Source organism: Mangrovicella endophytica, assembly GCF_002893625.1.
In the GTDB taxonomy this organism is placed as follows: Bacteria; Pseudomonadota; Alphaproteobacteria; order Rhizobiales; family Rhizobiaceae; genus Mangrovicella; species Mangrovicella endophytica.
In genome coordinates this window covers 98,256-117,362 of the sequence record NZ_PKMZ01000007.1, presented here as the reverse complement: position 1 = coordinate 117,362, position 19,107 = coordinate 98,256, and the positions used below count along the sequence as shown (strand labels likewise).

General features: G+C 67.8%; 17 protein-coding genes and 1 pseudogene. 9 read left to right on the top strand and 9 right to left on the bottom strand.

Translation table 11 applies throughout. The annotated features are described in order from the left end of the window. Positions 1–4: 4 nt before the first annotated feature. The gene (locus tag C0R46_RS15370) at positions 5–1,609 is read left to right on the top strand and encodes an MFS transporter (RefSeq protein ID WP_102960543.1); all 1,605 of its coding nucleotides are present in this window, start codon (positions 5–7) and stop codon (positions 1,607–1,609) included. A gap of 266 nt (positions 1,610–1,875) precedes the next feature. On the opposite strand, the gene C0R46_RS15365 is transcribed toward C0R46_RS15370, so the two are convergent. Beyond that, on the bottom strand, positions 1,876–2,502 hold the full coding sequence (locus tag C0R46_RS15365; RefSeq protein ID WP_102960542.1) for an alpha/beta hydrolase: 627 nt from the start codon (positions 2,500–2,502) through the stop codon (positions 1,876–1,878). Between the two features lie 71 nt (positions 2,503–2,573). Beyond that, entirely contained in the window at positions 2,574–3,536 is a 963-nt protein-coding gene (locus tag C0R46_RS15360) for a ring-cleaving dioxygenase (protein WP_102960541.1), read from the bottom strand. A 150-nt stretch (positions 3,537–3,686) separates the two neighbouring features. On the opposite strand from C0R46_RS15360, the gene C0R46_RS15355 reads away from it, so the two are divergent. After that, positions 3,687–4,604 (top strand): LysR family transcriptional regulator, encoded by a 918-nt coding sequence (locus C0R46_RS15355; protein ID WP_102960540.1) that lies wholly within the window; start codon positions 3,687–3,689, stop codon positions 4,602–4,604. Between the two features lie 109 nt (positions 4,605–4,713). After that, positions 4,714–6,348 carry a sensor histidine kinase gene (locus C0R46_RS15350; protein WP_102960539.1) on the top strand — a complete coding sequence of 545 codons (1,635 nt, stop codon included), beginning with the start codon at positions 4,714–4,716 and terminating at the stop codon, positions 6,346–6,348. A 24-nt stretch (positions 6,349–6,372) separates the two neighbouring features. Here C0R46_RS15350 and C0R46_RS15345 read toward each other — a convergent pair whose 3' ends face one another. Beyond that, positions 6,373–7,263 (bottom strand): LysR family transcriptional regulator, encoded by an 891-nt coding sequence (locus C0R46_RS15345; RefSeq protein WP_102960538.1) that lies wholly within the window; start codon positions 7,261–7,263, stop codon positions 6,373–6,375. 123 nt (positions 7,264–7,386) lie between these two features. Here C0R46_RS15345 and C0R46_RS15340 point away from each other — a divergent pair, with 123 nt between their 5' ends. From C0R46_RS15340 to C0R46_RS15315, 6 genes are all read left to right on the top strand, one after another. Beyond that, complete coding sequence (locus C0R46_RS15340) at positions 7,387–8,592, top strand: MFS transporter (RefSeq protein WP_245413607.1); 1,206 nt, start codon at positions 7,387–7,389, stop codon at positions 8,590–8,592. A 565-nt stretch (positions 8,593–9,157) separates the two neighbouring features. After that, positions 9,158–10,387, top strand: coding sequence for an ABC transporter substrate-binding protein (locus C0R46_RS15335; RefSeq protein WP_198598358.1), 1,230 nt, complete (start codon positions 9,158–9,160; stop codon positions 10,385–10,387). A gap of 4 nt (positions 10,388–10,391) precedes the next feature. Next, positions 10,392–11,129 (top strand): ABC transporter ATP-binding protein, encoded by a 738-nt coding sequence (locus C0R46_RS15330; protein WP_102960536.1) that lies wholly within the window; start codon positions 10,392–10,394, stop codon positions 11,127–11,129. Beyond that, the gene (locus tag C0R46_RS15325; protein WP_102960535.1) at positions 11,126–11,839 is read left to right on the top strand and encodes an ABC transporter ATP-binding protein; all 714 of its coding nucleotides are present in this window, start codon (positions 11,126–11,128) and stop codon (positions 11,837–11,839) included. The genes C0R46_RS15330 and C0R46_RS15325 overlap by 4 nt, the downstream gene beginning before the upstream one ends. A gap of 9 nt (positions 11,840–11,848) precedes the next feature. Beyond that, positions 11,849–12,724, top strand: a complete 876-nt coding sequence (locus C0R46_RS15320; RefSeq protein ID WP_102960534.1) for a branched-chain amino acid ABC transporter permease — start codon at positions 11,849–11,851, stop codon at positions 12,722–12,724. Further along, positions 12,721–13,743 (top strand): branched-chain amino acid ABC transporter permease, encoded by a 1,023-nt coding sequence (locus C0R46_RS15315; RefSeq protein WP_102960533.1) that lies wholly within the window; start codon positions 12,721–12,723, stop codon positions 13,741–13,743. The genes C0R46_RS15320 and C0R46_RS15315 overlap by 4 nt, the downstream gene beginning before the upstream one ends. Here C0R46_RS15315 and C0R46_RS15310 read toward each other — a convergent pair. The 6 genes and pseudogenes from C0R46_RS15310 to C0R46_RS15285 form a co-directional block, all read right to left on the bottom strand. Beyond that, the gene (locus C0R46_RS15310; protein WP_102960532.1) at positions 13,736–15,061 is read right to left on the bottom strand and encodes a M20 family metallopeptidase; all 1,326 of its coding nucleotides are present in this window, start codon (positions 15,059–15,061) and stop codon (positions 13,736–13,738) included. The two genes, C0R46_RS15315 and C0R46_RS15310, sit on opposite strands and share 8 nt — an antisense overlap. Next, a complete protein-coding gene (locus C0R46_RS15305) occupies positions 15,048–15,818 on the bottom strand; it encodes an N-formylglutamate amidohydrolase (RefSeq protein WP_102960531.1) in 771 nt (256 codons plus the stop codon). Before C0R46_RS15305 ends, C0R46_RS15310 begins: the two co-directional genes overlap by 14 nt. Beyond that, on the bottom strand, positions 15,818–17,131 hold the full coding sequence (locus tag C0R46_RS15300) for a type I glutamate--ammonia ligase (RefSeq protein WP_102960530.1): 1,314 nt from the start codon (positions 17,129–17,131) through the stop codon (positions 15,818–15,820). Before C0R46_RS15300 ends, C0R46_RS15305 begins: the two co-directional genes overlap by 1 nt. Beyond that, the gene (locus C0R46_RS15295; RefSeq protein WP_102960529.1) at positions 17,128–17,781 is read right to left on the bottom strand and encodes a cysteine hydrolase family protein; all 654 of its coding nucleotides are present in this window, start codon (positions 17,779–17,781) and stop codon (positions 17,128–17,130) included. Before C0R46_RS15295 ends, C0R46_RS15300 begins: the two co-directional genes overlap by 4 nt. Beyond that, on the bottom strand, positions 17,771–18,712 hold the full coding sequence (locus C0R46_RS15290) for a MurR/RpiR family transcriptional regulator (RefSeq protein ID WP_102960528.1): 942 nt from the start codon (positions 18,710–18,712) through the stop codon (positions 17,771–17,773). Before C0R46_RS15290 ends, C0R46_RS15295 begins: the two co-directional genes overlap by 11 nt. Further along, positions 18,709–19,091, bottom strand: a pseudogene (locus C0R46_RS15285) (integrase core domain-containing protein); the annotation flags it as partial. The gene C0R46_RS15290 and the pseudogene C0R46_RS15285, both read right to left, overlap by 4 nt. Positions 19,092–19,107: the final 16 nt, after the last annotated feature.

The window sequence follows — 19,107 nt, the reverse complement described above, 5'->3', positions numbered from 1 at the left end:
GGCCGTGACGAGCCAAGTTCCGGCTTCGCCGGCCTCCGGTGGAGGCTTCGCACCGCTGCGCCGTCCCGTCTTCGCCGTGCTCTGGGCGGGGACGATCTTCGGCAATGTCGGCAGCTTCATGCGCGACGTCGCGAGTTCCTGGCTCGTCACCGACCTTTCCGCCTCGCCTGCCGCCGTCGCCATGATCCAGGCGGCGGGCACGCTGCCCATCTTCTTGCTGGCCATCCCGGCCGGCGTCCTGTCGGACCTTCTCGACCGGCGTCGGTTCCTGATCGGTGTGCAGGCCTTTCTTGCCTGCGTCAGTCTCTCGCTCGCCATCCTGTCATCGTCGGGCCTCCTGACCATCGAGGCGCTGGTCGGCCTCACCTTTCTCGGCGGGGTCGGGGCAGCGCTCGTCGCACCGGCCTGGCAGTCGATCGTGCCCGAGCTCGTGCCGCGAGAGGAGCTCAAGCGGGCCGTCGGGCTGAACTCGCTCGGCATCAACATCGCCCGCTCCATCGGACCGGCGGCAGGCGGGCTGATCCTTGCCGGCGTCGGGGCGGCGGCGACCTACGGCGCGGACGTGGCGAGCTACCTCTTCGTGATCGCTGCGCTCCTCTGGTGGAAGCGCCCTGCGGTACCGCGTGACGAACTCTCCGAGTCCTTCGGCGGCGCCTTCCGGGCGGGGCTGCGCTACGTGCGCGCCAGCCCGGAAGTACACCGCGTTCTCCTGCGCGCCTTCGTGTTCTTCGCGCTGGCGAGTTCCGTCTGGGCTCTCCTGCCCTTGGTCGCCCGCAACCTGCTCGCAGGAGACGCCGGCTTCTACGGCATCATGCTCGGCGCCATCGGCGCGGGAGCGATCCTGGGGGCCGTCCTGATGCCAAGGATCCAGTCGTGCGTCGACGCCGACGGAATGGTTCTACTCGCAGCGCTCCTGACTGCTGCCGTCATGACGCTTTTGTGCCTTGCTCCGCCTCGCTGGCTAGCCCTCCCACTGCTTCTTATCCTCGGCGCTGCCTGGATCATGGCGCTGACGACGCTGAACGGAACGGCGCAAGCGGTCTTGCCGAACTGGGTCCGCGGCCGGGCGCTTGCGGTCTACCTGACGGTGTTCAACGGCGCGATGACCGCCGGCAGCCTCGCCTGGGGCCTCGTCGCCCAGGAGATCGGCGTGCCGACGACGCTGGTCGTCGCGGCCGCTGGCCTCGTCGCCGCGGCCCTGGTCATGCATCGTGCCAAACTGCCGAAGGGTGAGGCGGACCTCGGCGCGTCCAACCACTGGCCGGAGCCCCTGGTTGCGGAAACCGTCGCGCATGATCGCGGTCCGGTAATGATCACCGTTGAATATCGCGTCGCTTCCGCCGACCGCGCCGCCTTCCTCGCGCTCCTCTACCGCTTCTCGGCAGAACGGCGGCGCGACGGCGCCTTTGCGTGGGGAGTGACGGAAGACGCCGCCGAGCCTGACAGGCTGGTCGAATGGTTCATGGTTCAATCCTGGGCCGAGCACCTGCGTCAGCACAAGCGCGTGTCGAAAGCCGATGCCGACGTGCAGGCGGAACTGCGGCGTTTCCATACGGACGCGGTAGAACCGCAGGTGCGCCACCTCCTCGCGCTGCCTTCCTCAAGGTGATGCTGTCGTACCCTGCAGCGTTCCCCTCGCGAGAGCCGTTCTATCCGCCCTCGTCAGCATCGTGAGGTCGGCGCCCTGCTCCGCGCCGGCGACACGCGGCCGCAGGAGCGACGCGTCCAAGCGCGAAGCCTTGTTCGCGAAGACCGCGCGAGAAGGGCCTCTCGTCGGGGCGACGCGCATCTCGTTGCGGTCTTGGTCATGACGTCGCCCGCGACCGACGCTCCGTCTGGATCGGCAGCAACGACACGACGGGTCATGCCGCGAGTTCATCCCGCAAATGTGTTGGCGAGCCAGTCACTTGCCACGGTGACGTCGGCCTGGGACAGGCCGTGGCTGGCAGGCAGGACACGGTGCTCCACGACCGCGCCGCTCTCGCTTAAGGTCGCGGCGAGACGACGAGCCTCGTCCGGCCGGGCGATCGGATCCATCGCGCCGGAGAGAATGAGGATGGGCACACCCGCGAGATCAGCTTGCGGTGCTTCGGCGAGCGGCACCATCGGCCGGATCAGTATCGCACCGGCGAGCGCCCCCGGCCGCAGCATCATGAGGGCGGCCGCGATATTGGCGCCGTTGGAGAAGCCGACGGCGAGCGGCTTCGCAAGGCCATAGGCGGTCCGCGCCTCTTCCACGAAGTCGGCAAGGTCGCCGGCGCGCTGCCTGACATCCGCTTCGTCGAAGACGCCCTCGGCCAGACGGCGGAAGAAACGCGGCATGCCGTTTTCCAAGACCTTGCCGCGCGGCGACAGCAGGCTGGCGCCGGGCGATAGGGTGGCGCCGAGGGGCAGAAGGTCGTTCTCGTCGCCGCCCGTGCCATGCAGAAGGAGCAGCGGCGTTTTGCCGGCATCGGCGGCGGCAACGAAACGATGCGCATGCGACAGGGTGGCGACCGTCATGGCGGCAACTCCTTCATGGATGATGGTAAGGGGCGGGAGCGGCATCGGCCGCTCCCGGGATATGTACGCCGTCAAGCAGCGATCGGCTCGTTCAGCGCCAGCTTCGGCAGCACCGCTTCGATTTCGGCACGATTGGCCTCATAGATCGCCGGCAGCTTCAGCGAGGTCCCGAGTTCCGCAGCCGGTTCGTCCACCGCAAAGCCCGGCGCGTTGGTCGCGATCTCGAACAGGACGTGCCCCGGCTCGCGGAAGTAGACGGAGCGGAAGTAGTTCCGGTCCAACTGCTCGGTGGTCGTGATGCGATGGTTCTCGGCAAGCCGCTTCACCATCGCAGCCTGCTCGGCATCATCGACCGCCTGGAAGGCGACATGGTGTACCGAGCCGGCGCCGGGCCGGGGCTTCAGAAAGCCGCCGACACTGCGGATGTCGACGATGCCACCGGTGGTGGCACTCTCCACGGCAAATCGCGTCGTGGAGCCCTCCGAGCCGATTTCGCGAAAGCCGAAGACGTCGGTCAGGATCGCGCCGGTGGGCGCCAGTTCTTCGAGCAGCAGGCTCACCGAATGGAAGCCGCGGATTGCGTATTCGGCCGGGATCGTGTCGTCGCTCCAGCCGGGCTCTAGTCCCGCACCCGAAACGGCGACCAGCGCGAGGCGCATGCCGTCTGGATCCTTGAAGGCGAGCACCGTTTCGCCGAAGCGCTTCACGATCGGCTCGAAGGCGACGCCCTTCTCGATGAAGCGCTGCGTCCACCAGCCGATCGAGCCTTCCGGAACGCGGAACACGGTTTCCTGCGTTTCCCCGACGCCGAGGCGCCCGGGCGCGGCATGCTCGTAGGGGAAGAAGGTCAGGACCGTGCCCGGGCTGCCCACCTCGTCGCCGTAGTAGAGATGGTAGGTGCCGGGATCGTCGAAATTGACCGTGCGCTTCACCAGCCGCAGACCCAGGGTCTCGGTATAGAAGCGGACGTTGCGGCTGGCCGGTCCCGCGATGGCGGTGACGTGATGGATGCCGCGGCTGCTCGTGCTGGTCATGGCGTTGCTCCTGCGTTCGAGAACCGATGTCGTTCGCAGGTGAAGCTATGCGCAATCTTTGTTAGGTGTAAGATGCCATTCCATTGCATCCGTGCAATGGAATGATTGCGTAAGAGGTCGGTTCGGCCGAGCCGGAGGATCGGGATTCTTGTGACGACCGCCTTTGACAAGCTGAATTGGGATGACTTCCGTCTGGTGCGCGCGATCGCGGAAACCGCGTCGTTGCCGCTTGCCGCCGATCGCCTCGGGATCAACCACTCCACGGTCTTTCGCCGGCTGAAGCAGATCGAGGAGACGGTCGGCCATCCCCTGTTCGAGCGGGATCGGACGAGGCTCGGCGTGACCGCTGCCGGCGACGCCCTGGTGGCGCTGGCGAAGCGCATCGGCGACGATGTTGACCGGGTGGCGCTGGAGTTCGCCGGCCGCGAGCCGGAACCCGAAGGCGAGGTGCGCGTCGCCACCAATGACTCACTGCTGATCCACCTCCTGACGCCGATCTTCGCCGCCTTCCGCCAGAGGTGTCCCCGGATCCGGCTGGATGTCGTGATCGGCAACCCGGCCCTGAACCTGTCGCGTCGCGACGCCGACATTGCGATCCGCGCCACCGACGAGCCGCCCGATACGCTCGTCGGCCGTAAGGTCGCGCGTATCGCCTGGGCACTCTACGGCCAGCGTGGCGAGGCGGATGTTTCGAGCGATGCCGAAGGTCGAAGCTGGGTCGCACTCGCCGACGGCATGGGTTCGATGAACGTCGTGAGGCACGCCGTCGCCGCCGCCGGTCCAGATGGTCCAGCCTATCGGGTGAACTCGGTGCTCGGCCTTGCCGAAGCCGTGGAAGCCGGGATCGGCATCGGCCATCTGCCCTGCTTCATCGGCGACGTGCGGCCGAGCCTCGTTCGGCTCGACGAGCCGGAGCCAGCCTTCGCCGCAGACCTCTGGCTCCTAACGCACCCCGACCTCCGGCGCGTTCCCCGGATTCGGGCGTTGCTGGATTTCCTGCATCGGGAGATTGCCGCGGCCAAAAGCCTGATCGAGGGTGACCGGCAGCGAGCCGATGATGCGCCGTGAGTGAATGAAGCCATCGGCATTTGGCGAGGGTGCGCCGGCTCGACATGCGCCCGTCGTCGGCCAGATGCCGAACAGTAGCCGATGTCACACTGACGGAGCCGACCCGAAGATGCAGAACGCGACACCCGATGGGCAATCGGCGGCAGTGGCATCCGAAAACGACTTCCTCGTCACAACCGTCCGGCCGGCGCGGCCTCAACTGACCATTGCCACGGCCATCATCGTTGGGTTCGTCGGCGCCAGTATCATGGCCGCGCCGCACGCCCGGCTTCCGCTGCCGGGCACGGAGGCTCTCCTTCCCGCCTACGCGGCGGCCGTTGCGCTGGTCGAGTTCCTGACGTTTGTCCTGCTGCTGTCGATTTTCCGCATCGAACGCTCGGCTTCCGTCCTTATTCTCGCGCTCGGCTACCTCTTCTCCGCCACTCTAGTGGTGCCTTGGGCCTTGACGTTCCCGGGCGTGTTTCCATCGCTCGGCCTCGGGACAAACCTTCAGAGCACCGCCTTCATCGCCGCCGCGCGTCGCCTGTCCTTCCCGCTGTTTGCGCTCGCATACGCACTGTCGAAGGACCGGCCGTCACAGCCTCTTGCGTCGCGCCGGGTCGCTCCCGCCGGCGTCGCCGGCGTGCTGGCAGGCGCGATCGCGGTGACCGCCTGGGCTCTCCGGGATGCCGAACAGCTTCCCGATCTGATGACCGATGCGCGGATGGCGTCACCGCTCTGGAATTACGTTCCGCTCCTTTCGATCTCGCTCTACGTCCTCGTCGTCGCCACTCTTTGGGCGCGACGCCGCTCCGTCCTGGACCTCTGGCTGATGGTCGTCATCAGCACGCTGGCGATCGAGTTCGTGCTGCTGGCATATGTGAGCGCCGGAATCCGCCTCACTATCGGCTGGTGGGTCGGCCGATGCTTCGGCCTTGCCTCCGCCAGCCTCGTTCTGATCGTTCTACTCACCGAGACCGCAGCTCTTTATGCGGGGCTGACGAGGACCCTTGTCTCCGAACGCCGGGGGCGCGACGGTCGGCTCATCGCGTTGGAGGCCTTCTCGGCGCTCGTGGCGCACGAGATCAACCAGCCGCTCGCAAGCATCACCACGAATGGCCAGGCCGGCTTGCGCTGGATCGGCAGGAGGGAGCCTGACGTCGCCGAAGCCCGCGCCGCCTTCGAGCGCATCGTGTCCGACGGGCACCGGGCGGCCGACATCCTTCGCAGCATCCGGTCGATGGTGCAGACGGATATCCCGGAGCGGGTTCCTGTCAACCTCAACCGCCTCGTCGAAGACGTGGTTACGCGCGGTCGCGCCGAGGCACTACTCGACAGGATCTCCGTTGAGGTCGCCCTCACCGACGACCTGCCTGCCGTGATTGGCGACCCGATCCAGCTCCGCTTGGTGGTCGAGAACCTGTTCTCGAACGCAATCGACGCCATGCATGCGTCCAGCGACCGGCCGCGACTGATGCGGATCGCCACGGGCATAACGGAGGACGGCCTCGTACGCTTCGAACTGGCGGACAACGGCATCGGGGTCGAGCCTGCGCAGGCAGCGCGGATCTTCGAGCCGTTCTTTACCACGAAAACCGGGGGTATGGGCTTGGGCCTGATGTTCTGCCGACACGTCGTCGAGGCGCATGGCGGCCGACTCTGGTGCCAGCCGAACGAACCACACGGAGCGATCTTCCGCTTCACCCTTCCGCGCGCCGAGCAGCCTCCCGTCGCGGCGCCGGCGCGTCGAAACCGAGACCGTTGATCTCCCAACCCTGCTGGCAAGGCATCATGGCAGGCGCAACGAAGTCGGGAAGTGGCCGACGAGGGATTGAATGAATAGCCTCACCTTCGCCGGAACCATGCGTCGGGTCGGATACAGTGCCCAGATGGCGAGCGCCTCCGGCTCGGCATCGGCGAGGCGGACTTCCCGCAACGCGCCCGTCGCAACATCGTCTGCGGCTTCCCACCGCGACAGTAACGCAATGCCGAGACCTCCGACGCAGGCCTGGTGGATTCCCTCGATCGAATTCGCCGAGAACCGCCCGCCGATCTTCGTTGCGACGGTCTTGCCGCACGCTTCGAACGCCCAGTGCGTCACACCGGAGATCGCGAGGCATTGGTGTCCGCAGAGTTCCGCCAGCGTCGCCGGCGTTCCTGACGCGGCGAGGTAGACGGGGGACGCGAAAAGGCTGCGCGGACTTGCGGCAAGCCGGCGCGCGACGAGGCTGGTATCGCCCAGCGTCGCGATCCTGATCGCAAGATCCAGTCCCGCTGCCACGGGATCGAGGACGGTGTCGGTCAGGAGGAGATCGACCTCGACCGCGGGATACTCCTTCATGAAGGCGACGGTCGCGGGCGCGACGACCTTGCGGCCGAAGGCTGATGACGCGGTAAGACGAAGAAGGCCGGACGCGCCGGCTTGCGCCGGCCTCACGCTGGCGAAAGCCGCGTCGCGCTCCTCGAGGAGGGTCTGCGCATGCGCCAGGAAGGTCCGCCCTTCATCCGTCAGCGTCAGGGATCGCGTCGTCCGGTGGAGGAGCCTGACGCCGAGCTCCCGCTCGAGCGCGGCCAGACTGCGCGTAGCGGCCATGGGCGCGATACGAAGCCTGCGTGCTGCCGCGGCCAGGCTTCCCGCGCCGGCAGCCTCCGTCAGGACCGAGAGCGCGAGAAAGTCCAATCCATCACCACAAGATACAATCGCATATCATTTGAGGCTACTACAACGATCGGCGAGGTTGAAATAGCTAGCTGACGGGACGGCGCCCTTGAAGAGCATCGCGTCGACCGTCGGAGAAAAGCCATGTCGTTTCAGTTCATGACCGGCGAAGCGGCGATGTCCGCCCGCCCCGGCCGCACATTTGCGATGGCGGCGGCAGCAGGCATCGCTGTCGCCAACATCTACTACAACCAGCCAATGCTCGACCTGATCGAGCGCGACATGCCGGGCGAGCTGACGGGCCTGATCCCAACCGCGACGCAGTTCGGCTACGCGGCCGGGCTGTTCCTCCTGGTGCCGCTGGGAGACCTCGTGGAGCGCCGGCGACTGATCGCAATCCAGTTCGGCGCCCTCGCCATCGCGCTCACGCTCGCGGCAATCGCGCCGACGGCGGTGCTGCTCGTTCTCGCCTCGCTGGTCATGGGTCTCGCCGCGACCGTAGCGCAGCAGATCGTTCCGCTGGCAGCCCATCTCGCGCCTCCTGAGCGACGCGGCGCGACGATCGGGACCATCCTGTCGGGCATTCTGACCGGCATCCTGCTCAGCCGGACGCTGGCCGGGCTCGTAGCCACGCACGCCGGCTGGCGCGCGATGTTCTGGCTCGGCGTTCCGATGGCGCTCGGCGGCGGCGGGCTGATGCTGTCGGTGCTGCCGCACAGCCGGCCGGACACGACGCTGCGCTACGGGCCGCTCCTCAGCTCGATGGGAAAGCTCTGGCGAGAGTTCCCGGCGCTCCGACTGGCAGCGGCGACACAGGCTCTGATCTTTGCGGCCTTCAGCGTGTTCTGGACCGTTCTCGCGTTCCGGGTCCGTGCAGCCTATGGCTACGGCGCCGATGTCGCCGGACTGTTCGGCATTGTAGGAGCGGTCGGCATCTTCGCCGCGCCTCTTGCCGGCCGCTTTGCCGATCGGCGCGGATCGGCACCGGTGGTGTTGGCGGGCGCCATCCTGACGCTTGCCGCCTGGGCGGTGTTCGGGGCGTGGACGTCGCTCCCCGGTCTGTTGATCGGTGTCGTGGTGCTCGACTTTGCCGTGCAGTCTGCCCTGGTCGCGAACCAGCATGCCGTTTTCGCCCTTCGGCCCGAAGCACGCGCCCGGCTGAACACCGTCCTGATGGGCTCAATGTTCCTCGGCGGCGCCTTCGGGTCCGCCGCCGGGACCACGGCGTGGCAGGCGGGCGACTGGCCAGCGGTGATCGGCCTCGGCGCCGCGCTTGGGGTTCTCGCGACCGTCCTCCAACTTGTCGCGCTCCGCGGCCGGCAGAAGATTGTCTCGCCAACACGATCATGATGGCTGTCCGCAGGCCAGAACCCGCGGCGTTGGCGCGGTCAAATCTTGCCGTGCTACTCGGACGGCGAGAGCTTCCTCGAAGGTGAAAAGCACGTCCGCTTCAGAGCGGTCTCGGCGCAGAGGCAGGCCGACGGGTGCCCACCCGCTCGAGCCTGCGGCTCTCGACTCATCTCGATCGCCAATCGACCTGCACAGCCTGATCGGCCGCCTTCGCGCTTAAGGACCTCGTCGATCTGACGAACGCGGCGCGGCGATGAACGCGTTCAGCCGCCTCGGCGCCGACCCAGCCGACCGTCCATCTGGTTGTGGAAGATCGCGCTGGAGGAGGAGTTGCCGTGTAGATCGAAACCACGAGTCCGCCGCCGCCCGCGTCGCGCAGGGCTATCGCAGCTCGTTTCCAGCGTTTCGGTCGGCTCGTTCCCATCCACCACTTCTGTCGTACGCACCACCAGCGAAATCGCGCTCATGTCGTGAAATAATCTTTTCAGATCGTACAAGATCAGGTTAGCTTGTCGAAATGCCGACGAAGCGCGGCACCCGTGTCTGCCGTGGAGAAGAGACCGTCATGACTCGCCTCGCCACCCGCCTCCTCGCCACCTCGGCGCTTGTCGCCGCCCTCGCCGCGCCTGCGGCGGCCGATGTCGTCAAGATCGGCCTTCTCGCGCCGCTGACGGGTCCAGCCAGCGCCGATGGTCAGGAGTTCCAGCGCGGCGCCCAGCTGGCGGTGGACGAGATGAACAAGGCCGGCGGCCTCGACGGCCACACCTTCGAGCTCGTCGTCGGGGACGTGAAGGACCAGTCGGCAGGCAACGTCACCAGCGCCGTCGAGCGCCTTCTCGGCGACCCGGACATGCACTTCATGCTGACGGGCTACGCGAGCCTCAACAACTTCGAGATCGACAACATGGCCGAGGCGGAGATGCCCTACATCCTCGCCGCGACCTCGCAGCAGACGCGCGACATCATCGCGCCGAAGCCGGAAGACTACGCCTGCTGCTGGTCCTGGACCCCCTCCTTCGACGCCTACAACACCGATGTCGCGAGCTTCGTCGAAAAGCTCGCGGCAGACGGCAAGATCCAGCTCCCGAGCAAGAAGGTCGCGATCGTCTCCTCCGACAACGCCTATTCCAAAACGATCTCGGAGGGCATGAAGAAGACCTTCGCCGAGAAGGGCTGGACGCTCACGGTGGACGAGCTGGTGCCGTTCGGCGAGGTGACGGACTGGCGGGCGATCCTTGCCAAGATCCGCGCCGACGTGCCGGATCTGGTGATCAACACCGACTACCTGCCTGGCAACTCGGCCTCGTTCCTGAACCAGTTCCTGGAGCAGCCGACGAAGAGCCTCGTCTTCCTGCAATACGCCCCGAGTGTGCCGGAATTCGTGCAACTCACCGGCAAGAAGTCGGACGGGGTGCTCTACAATCTCCTCGGCGGCCCCTTGATTTCGCCGAAGAACCCGCGCGCCGCCGAGGTCGGGGAGAAGTTCAAGGCGGCCTACGGCGTCGAGAGCGGCACCTATGGCGTCGCGCTTTACGAGATCGTCAACGTCTACTTCGATGCCCTGAAGAAGGCCGGCGATCCGTCCGACCACGCGGCCGTGATGAAGGCGATCGCTGAGACCGACAAGCAGACGGTGGCCGGCCGCCTCAAGTTCGATCCGGCCACACATCTCGCCATGCAGGGTGACGACTACATCCCGCTGACCTTCTTCCAGATCTTCGACGGCGAGCGCCGGCTGATCGCGCCGGCGGCCTACGCCACCGACGAATTCCAGCCCCAGCCCTGGACGAAGTGAGCGCGTGGCGCTGCTGGAGATCGAGGACGTCGGTAAGTCCTTCGGCTCGCTGAAGGCCGTCGACGGCGTCACTCTTTCCGTCGAGAAGGGACGCATCCAGGGCATCGCCGGGCCGAACGGCAGCGGCAAGAGTACGCTGTTCAACCTCGTCACAGGCATTCCCTTCGGCCCCGACCGCGGCCGGGTCCGTATCGACGGTGTGCCGATCGAGCGCCTGTCGGCCCACGAGATCGCCGGGGCCGGCATCGCCCGCACATTTCAGCGCGAAACAAGCTTCGACGGGCTGACGGTCTTCGAGAACGCCCTTGTCGGCGCCACCTTCGGCGGCCGGATCAGAGCCTCGGCGATGGCGCGCGAGGCGGCCGCCGAGGCGCTGCAGTTGGCAGGTTTCGCGCCGGCCGGCTTCGGCCGCCTCGCCGGCGAGCTTTCAGTCTTCGAGCGCAAGTGCCTGATGCTCGCGACGGCCTGCGCCATGCGCCCGAAGCTTCTTCTTCTCGACGAGCCGGCCTCCGGGCTGACGCGGCCGGAGATCGAGGCTTCGATCGGCCTCGTCCGGTCGATCGCGGCGAGCGGCGTCACCATCGTCCTCATCGAGCACGTCCTGACCTTCCTGATGAACCTCTCCGACCATCTCGTGATCCTCAGCGGCGGACGCGTGCTGGCCAGCGGGAGCCCGCGCGAGGTGATCGCCGATCCGGCGGTGGTCGAGGTCTATCTCGGCACGCGCAGGTCCGCCGCATGAGTGCGCCGCTGGAGATCGAGGACCTCGTTGCGGGCTACGGCCGCGTCACGGTGCTGCACGGCCTGTCGATGACAGCGGGGACGAGCGGCAATGTCGGCCTGTTCGGGCCGAACGGGCACGGCAAGACGACGCTGCTGCGCGCGATGTCCGGCCTCGTGCGCCCCAGTGCCGGCCGCATCCGCTTCTTCGGCGAGGACGTGACGCATCTCTCGCCGCAGGCGATCGTCGGGCGCGGGCTGATCCACGTCCCGCAGGGCAACCGTCTCTTCCCCGATCTGTCGATCGCCGAATGCCTCGCTCTCGGCGCCTGGACACGGCGCGCCCGCGCCGTCGAGGACGAGAACCGTGAACGCGCCGCGGCGATCTTCCCGCGCCTTGCCGAGCGCTGGCGCCAGCCGGTTCGCACCTTGTCCGGCGGCGAGCGGCAGATGGTGTCGATCGCGACCGGCCTGATGGGCGCCCCGCGCCTTCTCGTTCTCGACGAGCCGACGCTCGGCCTGTCGCCGCGGCTGAAGGAAGAGCTGGCGGAAGCCGTCAGGGCGGTCTCGGCGGCCGGTGTGCCGCTCGTTATCGTGGATGAGGACGTCGAACTCCTCCTCGGCCTCGCAAAGCACCTCTTCCTCGTCAACCACGGCACCATCGGGGCCGAGATCCGGCCGGGCGAGACGATCGGCCACGACGCCATCATGGCCATGTATTTCGGGCATTAGGGAGGGACCATGCAGCCGCTTGCGGAGATCGTGTTCGGCGGGCTCTTCCAGGGCTCGCTCTATGCCATGATGGGTGTCGGGCTCGCCCTGGTCTGGACGACGATCGGGGTGTTCAACTTCGCGCATGGCGCCTTGATGATGCTGGGGGCCTATCTCGCCTGGACGCTGACGGCGGCCGGCCTGCCGCTCGCCCTTGCGCTGCCCGCCGCGATCCTGCTGATGGGCGGCGCTGGCTGGCTGCTGCAGGCGGGCGTCGTGCGCCCGCTGATCGGGCGCCCCAACCTCGTGCTCGCGGTCGTGATCACGACCCTCGCCGCCGGCTCTCTCGTCGAGAACGGCGTGCTCCAGGCCTTCGGGCCGCGCTCCAAGCAGCTACCGCCGCTGGTCGAGGGCAGCATGACGATCGGCCCGATCGGCGTGTCGCTGCATCAGCTCGCGATAATACTCGCAACGCCCGTCGTGCTTCTGGCGCTCTGGCTGTTCCTGACCCGCACGCGCCTCGGGCTGGCGCTGCGCGCCGTCGCGCAGAACGAAGATTCGGCGCAACTCGTCGGTCTCAACGTCGCCGCGCTCTACGGCCTCGCCTTCGCGCTGTCGGCAAGCCTTGCCGGACTGGCCGGCATCTTCATCGGGGGCTACCGCTTCATGTCCCCAGCCATGGGAGGCGACCCGCTCCTGAAGGCGCTGATCGTCGTCGTCTTCGGCGGTATCTCGTCGATTTCCGGACCGATCTTCGCGGCCTATCTGATCGGCTTCCTCGAGGCCTTCTCCAACTACGCCTTCGGTCTCTACTGGACGCCGGCGATCCTCTTCGCCGTCCTGATTTCGACGCTGATGGTGCGCCCGGAAGGCCTCTTCGCCCCGCGCATGGGCAAGCTCGCATGAGCGCGCTCGCCACCCGCGCCGCGCAGGTCGGTTCGCCGCCGCGAACGCCCGGCCGGATGCCGGCCACCGTCGAGGCGATCGCCTTTGCCGCCGGCTTCGCCTTCCTGGCGTGTCTGCCGCTTCTCGTCGGCGGCTCCTACGGGCGGCACGTCCTGATCATGGCCTTCCTGTATGCGGTGATCGCCTCGAACTGGGATCTCAGTCTGGGCTATGGTGGCATCTTCAACTTCGCCCATCTCGCCCTCTTCGGCATCGGCGTCTACGCCTATGCACTCCTGACCAAGCTCGTCGGGATCGAGCCCTGGACGGCGTTGGTCCTGTCGGGCTTCATTGCCACCGCCGCGGCCGTGCTCGTGACGGTGCCGATCCTGAGGCTCAAGGGGATTTTCATCATCCTCGTCACCTTCGGCTTCGCCCAGCTCGTGATGCAGGTGATCCTCAGCCAGTCGGAGCTGACCGGCGGCACACAAGGGATCGTGCGCATTCCCGGGCTGACGCTGGGCGATCACAGCATGATCCGCGACAACAAGTTCGCCTACTTCTACCTGGCGCTTGGCCTGCTCGCCCTGTCGACGGCGGCGCTGCGCATCATCGTGCGCTCGCGCCTCGGCGCCGCGATCGTGGCTCTGCGCGACAACGAGGACTATGCCGTCGCCCGGGGTCTTTCCGTTGCGCGGCTGCGCCTTTTTACCATGGCCTCGAGCGCCTTCTTCACTGGCGCCGCCGGCGCCTTCTACGCCGCCTATCAGCGCAATGCCTCCATCGACGTCTTCGGAATGAGCCTGTCGACGGTGATCCTGTCGATGGTGCTCCTCGGCGGCACCGGCACGATCTACGGCGCGATCCTCGCCTCGTTCCTGCTGACGCTGTTCTCGGAAGCGATGGCGGATTTCGGCGCTTGGCGGCCGATGATCGTCGCCGTCCTCATCGTCGGCGTGATGCTCGCCTATCCCGCGGGCCTTGCCGGTCTCGTCAAGGCGGCGGCCGGGCACGCCGGCCGCCTCGTCCGCTCTACCTGACGCCGCACCAGTCGAGGACGCTCGCCGCGATCACCTTGGTCGTCTCGCGCAGCGACGCGACGTCGACATATTCGTCATCGCCGTGGAAGCCGTCGCCGGAGGGCCCGAAGATGACGCCGTCGACGCCCGCCCCGGCATAATGCGCGGCGTCGCAGACGGCGACGAAGCCGCGAATGCCAGGCGCCTTGCCGAAAGCCGACTTGCGCTTGACCAGTGAGGCGACGAGCGGATGGTCCGACGCGGTGTCGAGCGGCGGGAAGTGCAGTCCGCCCAGCTCCCACTCCACCGTTGGCGGATGCGCCCGCAGCCAGGCGTCGGTTTCGGCAAAATGGTGCACGAAGGCCTCGAAGTCGCGCCGGTAGTCGGCCGACGTCTCGTCGGGCAGGAACTTCATGTCGAGGTCGAGCACGGCGAGGTCGGGGATGATCGCGGGATTGGTCATCACCAGCGGCAGCCCGTCTTCGCCGAGGCCGGCACCCGCCCGCATCACGCCGACATTGATCGTGTTCATGCCGGGCGGCAGCAGCGGATGGGAGCGCGCGCGGGTGCGGCCGGACTCGTAATGGCGCAACGCCTCGATGAAGCGGGCGGCGAGTTCGATCGCATTGGTGCCGGGCTCCAGCCGGTCCGGGCTCGCCGTCTGCGGATAGATCTCGTTGTAGCGCCAGGCGGAATGGGCCGCGCGACCGCGGATCGTGACCCGTGCCCATTCGAGCCCGCCCTCGGCCGGCAGGACATCGCCCCAGGTCGGCTCGGCGACGAGCACGGCCTTCGCGAGATGCCCGTCGCGTACTGCCGCCATGGCGCCGAAACCGCCGGCCTCTTCGTCCACCACGGCATGGATCGAGAGGCGGCCGTCCAGTGTGACGCCGGCCTTGCGGATTGCGCGGGCGGCGGCGACGCAGGCGGCGAGGCCGCCCTTCATGTCGATCGAGCCGCGGCCGTAGAGCCGCCCGTCCCGGATCTCTCCGCCAAAGGGATCAACCGTCCAGCGCTTGCGCTCGCCCACCGGCACGACGTCGACATGGCCGCAGAGGATCAGGCTGCGCGCCTCGGACCCCTGCCGGTTGGCGATGAGGTTCGGCCGGCCGGGCAGCGCTTCGGGCCGGAGGGTGGCAAAGCCTTCGGCGTCCAGGATGCCCGCGAGATGGGCCTGCAGCTCCGCCTCCCGGTTGATCGACGGATCAGCCTGAAACTTCGGATTCACCGTTGGGATGCGCACGAGATCGGCGGTCAGGCCGGTAACGAAATCCGGCTCGCGGTCGATCTCGGCGATGACGGAGGCAAGGACGTCGGGCGAAACCTCAGGCGCGGACATGGAGAACCTCATCGTTCGGCAGGGGAAGGGTTACGGCGGGGGCAAGCCGGTGAGCCCATCGCTCGATCTCGCCGGACGAGGCGAGAAGGTCGTTGCGCACCTCGATCAGCACGGCGGGATAGCCTCTGTCGGTGCCATGCACGGGGATGGCGTAGTCCTCCGTCCGGTCGATCCGGTAGGGCTCGTTCTCCCCGACGATGAGGCCGGGCTCCGAGCGCAAGGCCGTCAGTACGGCGCGGCCGAAGGTCTCCGGCGGCTCGAACAGGACACCCGCATGCCAGGGTCGCGTCTTGCCGAGGAAGACGGGCGTGAAGGAGTGGATTGCCACGAGGCGCGTCTTGCGACCGGCGGCGTCGCGGGCGTCGAGGAAGCGGGCGAGCCGTTCATGGAAGGGCTCGAAGACGAGCCGGCGACGCCGCTCGCGCTCCTCTGGCGCAAGGTCCCGGTTGCCGGGAACCTCCGTCGCCTCCGACAGGAGCGGCATCGAGGAGGGCACGCCGAAGGGCCGGTTGAGGTCGACCAGGAGGCGCGACAGCGTGCCGAAGAAGGCCGGCGCGTTCAGCCGGCGCGACAGGGCACGCGTCAGCGCGCCGGCGCCGATGTCGTACGCAATGTGGCGCGAGAGGTCCGCCGCCGGGAGGCCAAGCGAGCCGTAGCGAGGCGGCAGTCGGTTGCCGGCATGCTCGCAGACGAGCACGACGTCGCACGCCCCGTTCTCATTCAGCACCTCCACCGGGGAGATCGGGCCATCGTCCATCAATAGAGCATCCGGTAGGTTTCGCAGACCGCAGCGGCATCGAATCCGGCGATGTGGGCCCGCTCGGCCCGGCGCACGGCTAGGAAGCTTGAAAGGAGATCCGGCGAGAACCAGCGCCGCGCCGTCGCGTCGGCCTCGAGCGCGTCGAGCGCCGCCTCACAGCTTTCCGGCAGGCGAAAGAGGCCCTTCTCCGCCCGCTCGGCCTCGCTCATGGTGCCCGGATCGCCGGACACGACTGGCGGCGCCGGCAGCTCCGCCCGCAACCCCTCCAGCCCCGCGCGCACCAGCACGCCGAGTGCGAGATAAGGGTTGGCGAGCGCATCGGCCGCCCGGTACTCGACATTGAACTGGCGAGCCGGATCGCGCCCGCCGATCGCCACGGTCGGGCAGATGCGCAGGGTCGCCTCACGATCGCGGTCGCCGAGCCAGGTGTAGGAGGCGCTCCAGTTGTGGGGCTTCAGGCGGTAGTAGGAGAGCTCGGCCGGCGCAGTGATGGCGGTGAGCGCCGGCATGTGGGCGAGAACGCCCGCGAAGAACGCGCCCGCCTTCGCCGACAGCCGGCCGGGCCGGGCCGGGTCGAAGGTGGCGGGCGCACCGTCCGCGCCGACGAGGCTCATATGGATATGGACGCCGTTGCCGACGCCGTCGAGCGCGGGCTTCGGCGTGAAGCTCGCGCGCCAGCCGAAGCTCTGGGCGAGTTCGCGCACCATTTCGCGCAGCACCACCGCCCGATCCGCCGCCACGAGCCCGTCCGCCGGGGCGAGCGTCGCCTCGAACTGGTTGGCACCATATTCGGCGAAGGCGAGTTCGGGCTCGGCGCCCGCTTCCTCCAGACCTGCGAGCAGGCGCGGCACGAAGGGATCGGCCTGGCGCAGCGCCTCGAAGGAGAAGGCGTGGCCGGCGGCCCCGATACCCGTCAGCAGGAACTCGTGCTCGAACGCGGCCAGCAGCGACAGCCCTGTCTCGGCCTTCAGCATCGCCAGCGCCTCGCGCAGGAAGTGCCGCGGGCAGCAGTCCCAGGGCGTGCCGTCGAGGGTGACGATGTCGCCCATCACGAGGTCGAAGCGCGTCGCGCTCCCGGTTCTGTCGGTCGCATAGCGGGCGGCGGGATCCGGCAGGATCCGCAGGTCGCCGACCGAGCCGAAAGGATTGGGGTCGGCGATCGTGTTGAAGGCGGTCAGGCAGAGATTTGCCGGCACCCAGCCGATACCGGTACCGCCGGGCGCGAGCCGCGCTTCGGGGATCGGACGGCCGCGCGTGATGGCGGCGAGATCCGTGGTGACGAGGGTCGGAAGGCTCGGTACGTCGCTCATGCGGCGGCGTCCCTCGCCAGACCGCGAAAGCGCCCTTCCACCTCCTCGGTGCTGGCCAACCAGCAATAGCCGCCGAAGGCGCGCAATGCGTTGGCGTGGCGCTCCGGCGTCGGCGCGGCGCAGGCATCCGCAACGCAGGTGACGCGGTAGCCGCGGTCCGCCCCGTCGCGCACCGCCATGTCGACGCACTGGTCGGTCAAGATGCCCGCGATCACGAGATGACGGATGCCGAGGTTCTTGAGGAGATAGTCGAGATTGGTCGAGTTGAAGACGCCGGACGAAGTCTTCGGCAGCAGTATCTCGTCGCCGACAGGCGCAAGCGCCTCGACCGGCAGCGCCTCCGGGGCGTCGGGTCCAAGATGGATCGGCGTCATCTTGTGGTCGAGCGAGCGGTCGCGCCCGTCCGTCGTCAGGCTGCGGATGATCGTGTGCAGCACTTCGACGCCGGAGGCGCGGGCGGCTTCCAAAAGGCGCTGCGCATTCGGCACCGCACGCTCGCGCGTTTCGCGGTAGAAATAGTGGTCCGGTTCCCAGTCGGCATGATCGGGATCCAGTCCCGGCTCCAGCCACACGCGCTGCATGTCGACAAGAAGCAGCGCAGTCGCGCCCTTCTCGAACGGCGCATCGCGCCGCATGTCCTCATACGCCATTGTCCCTCTCGGTTCTCTCGTTCTGCGGTCCGGCACCGATCGTCACGCCGTTGGCGCTGCGCACGCGCTCCAGCGCCTCCATGCGCCGCCGCTCCCGCCCCTCGGTGTGGCCGAGCGCCTGGGCGACGAACGCCTCCATCTGGGCGACAGCGGGGGCAAGCGTATCGAAGGGCGAACCGGCCTCCCCTTCCGCGACGAGCGTCACATCGGCCACCTCGGCGATCGGCGAGCGCCAGGGATCGGTGAAGAGCACCACCGGCACGCCGCGCCCGGCGGCCTGCCGCGCGAAGGCGACGACGTCCGACTGGTAGCGGCGATAGTCGAAGACGATCAGGAGGTCGCGCCGGCCGAGATCGATCAGCCGGTCGAACTCGTCGCCCGTCAGGGGTCCGAGATCGGCGACGCGCGGGCGAAGCTGGACGAGATAGCTCGCGAGCATCCCCGCGACGTTGCGACTGAAGCGCCCGCCGAGCACGAGCACGTCGCCCTTAGCCTCGAATAGCAGGCGGCAGGCGCGGTCGTAGAGCTGGATCGGCACGAGGCTCTCCGTCCGCTCCAGTGCCGCGGCGACCGAACGCAGATATTGCGTGACGCCGCTCTCGCCAGCGAGCGCGGCGCGCTTGGCCTCCATCATCAGAAGCGGCGACTGGAGCCGCGCCTCCACCTCCGCGAGCAGCCGCGCCTGAAAGGCCGAAAAGCCGTCAAAACCGAGCTTGGCCACAAAGCGAACGACCGTCGGATCGCTGACGCCGGCCCGGCGCGCAAGGCTCGTCGCCGTTCCGAGCCCGGCAACCGGATAGTCGGCAAGCATGGCCTGCACGACCTTCTCCTCGGATGGCGTGAAGCGTAGACTCGACGTCGTCAGAACGTCACGAAGCGGGGGCAGTTCGCCCCGAAGCGACGTGTCAACAGTGTGAAGCGGCCTCTTCATCTAATGGAGCATACAGGCCTTATGTTGAATTTCCAACACATCGCCGCATGGGGCCTGTGCCGTTTGGGCTCACTTTGAATACAATGCAGAGTAGGCTCGCTGGCGACGTTCGAGGTGGTCGGAGAAGCGGGCTGGGGTGGCGCAGCCAGCCACGGCACTGCGGCTGGAGCAGGCGGGCGATAGCCGAGCGATGAACGGGGTCGCTTGTGGCGTGGTGCTGCCGCCAGCTCTCGATAACGATCCGCAACTCTCCAAGGCTGGCGAAAATCTTGCCGTTCGGGAGCTCGTCCGGGAGCTTGGAGTTGAAGCTCCCGCACGAGCCATTCTCCCGGGGCGACCCCGGTTTCATGAACGCGGTCTTGGCGCCGCGCTTCGCCAGCGCCACCGGGCTGGCG

Coding starts and splice junctions, on each gene's coding strand:
- C0R46_RS15365 (WP_102960542.1), bottom strand. CDS start 2,502: ATGACGGTCGCCACCCTGTCGCATGCGCATCGTTTCGTTGCCGCCGCC.
- C0R46_RS15360 (WP_102960541.1), bottom strand. CDS start 3,536: ATGACCAGCACGAGCAGCCGCGGCATCCATCACGTCACCGCCATCGCG.
- C0R46_RS15350 (WP_102960539.1), top strand. CDS start 4,714: ATGCAGAACGCGACACCCGATGGGCAATCGGCGGCAGTGGCATCCGAA.
- C0R46_RS15340 (WP_245413607.1), top strand. CDS start 7,387: ATGTCGTTTCAGTTCATGACCGGCGAAGCGGCGATGTCCGCCCGCCCC.
- C0R46_RS15335 (WP_198598358.1), top strand. CDS start 9,158: ATGACTCGCCTCGCCACCCGCCTCCTCGCCACCTCGGCGCTTGTCGCC.
- C0R46_RS15325 (WP_102960535.1), top strand. CDS start 11,126: ATGAGTGCGCCGCTGGAGATCGAGGACCTCGTTGCGGGCTACGGCCGC.
- C0R46_RS15320 (WP_102960534.1), top strand. CDS start 11,849: ATGCAGCCGCTTGCGGAGATCGTGTTCGGCGGGCTCTTCCAGGGCTCG.
- C0R46_RS15315 (WP_102960533.1), top strand. CDS start 12,721: ATGAGCGCGCTCGCCACCCGCGCCGCGCAGGTCGGTTCGCCGCCGCGA.
- C0R46_RS15310 (WP_102960532.1), bottom strand. CDS start 15,061: ATGTCCGCGCCTGAGGTTTCGCCCGACGTCCTTGCCTCCGTCATCGCC.
- C0R46_RS15305 (WP_102960531.1), bottom strand. CDS start 15,818: ATGGACGATGGCCCGATCTCCCCGGTGGAGGTGCTGAATGAGAACGGG.
- C0R46_RS15300 (WP_102960530.1), bottom strand. CDS start 17,131: ATGAGCGACGTACCGAGCCTTCCGACCCTCGTCACCACGGATCTCGCC.
- C0R46_RS15295 (WP_102960529.1), bottom strand. CDS start 17,781: ATGGCGTATGAGGACATGCGGCGCGATGCGCCGTTCGAGAAGGGCGCG.
- C0R46_RS15290 (WP_102960528.1), bottom strand. CDS start 18,712: ATGAAGAGGCCGCTTCACACTGTTGACACGTCGCTTCGGGGCGAACTG.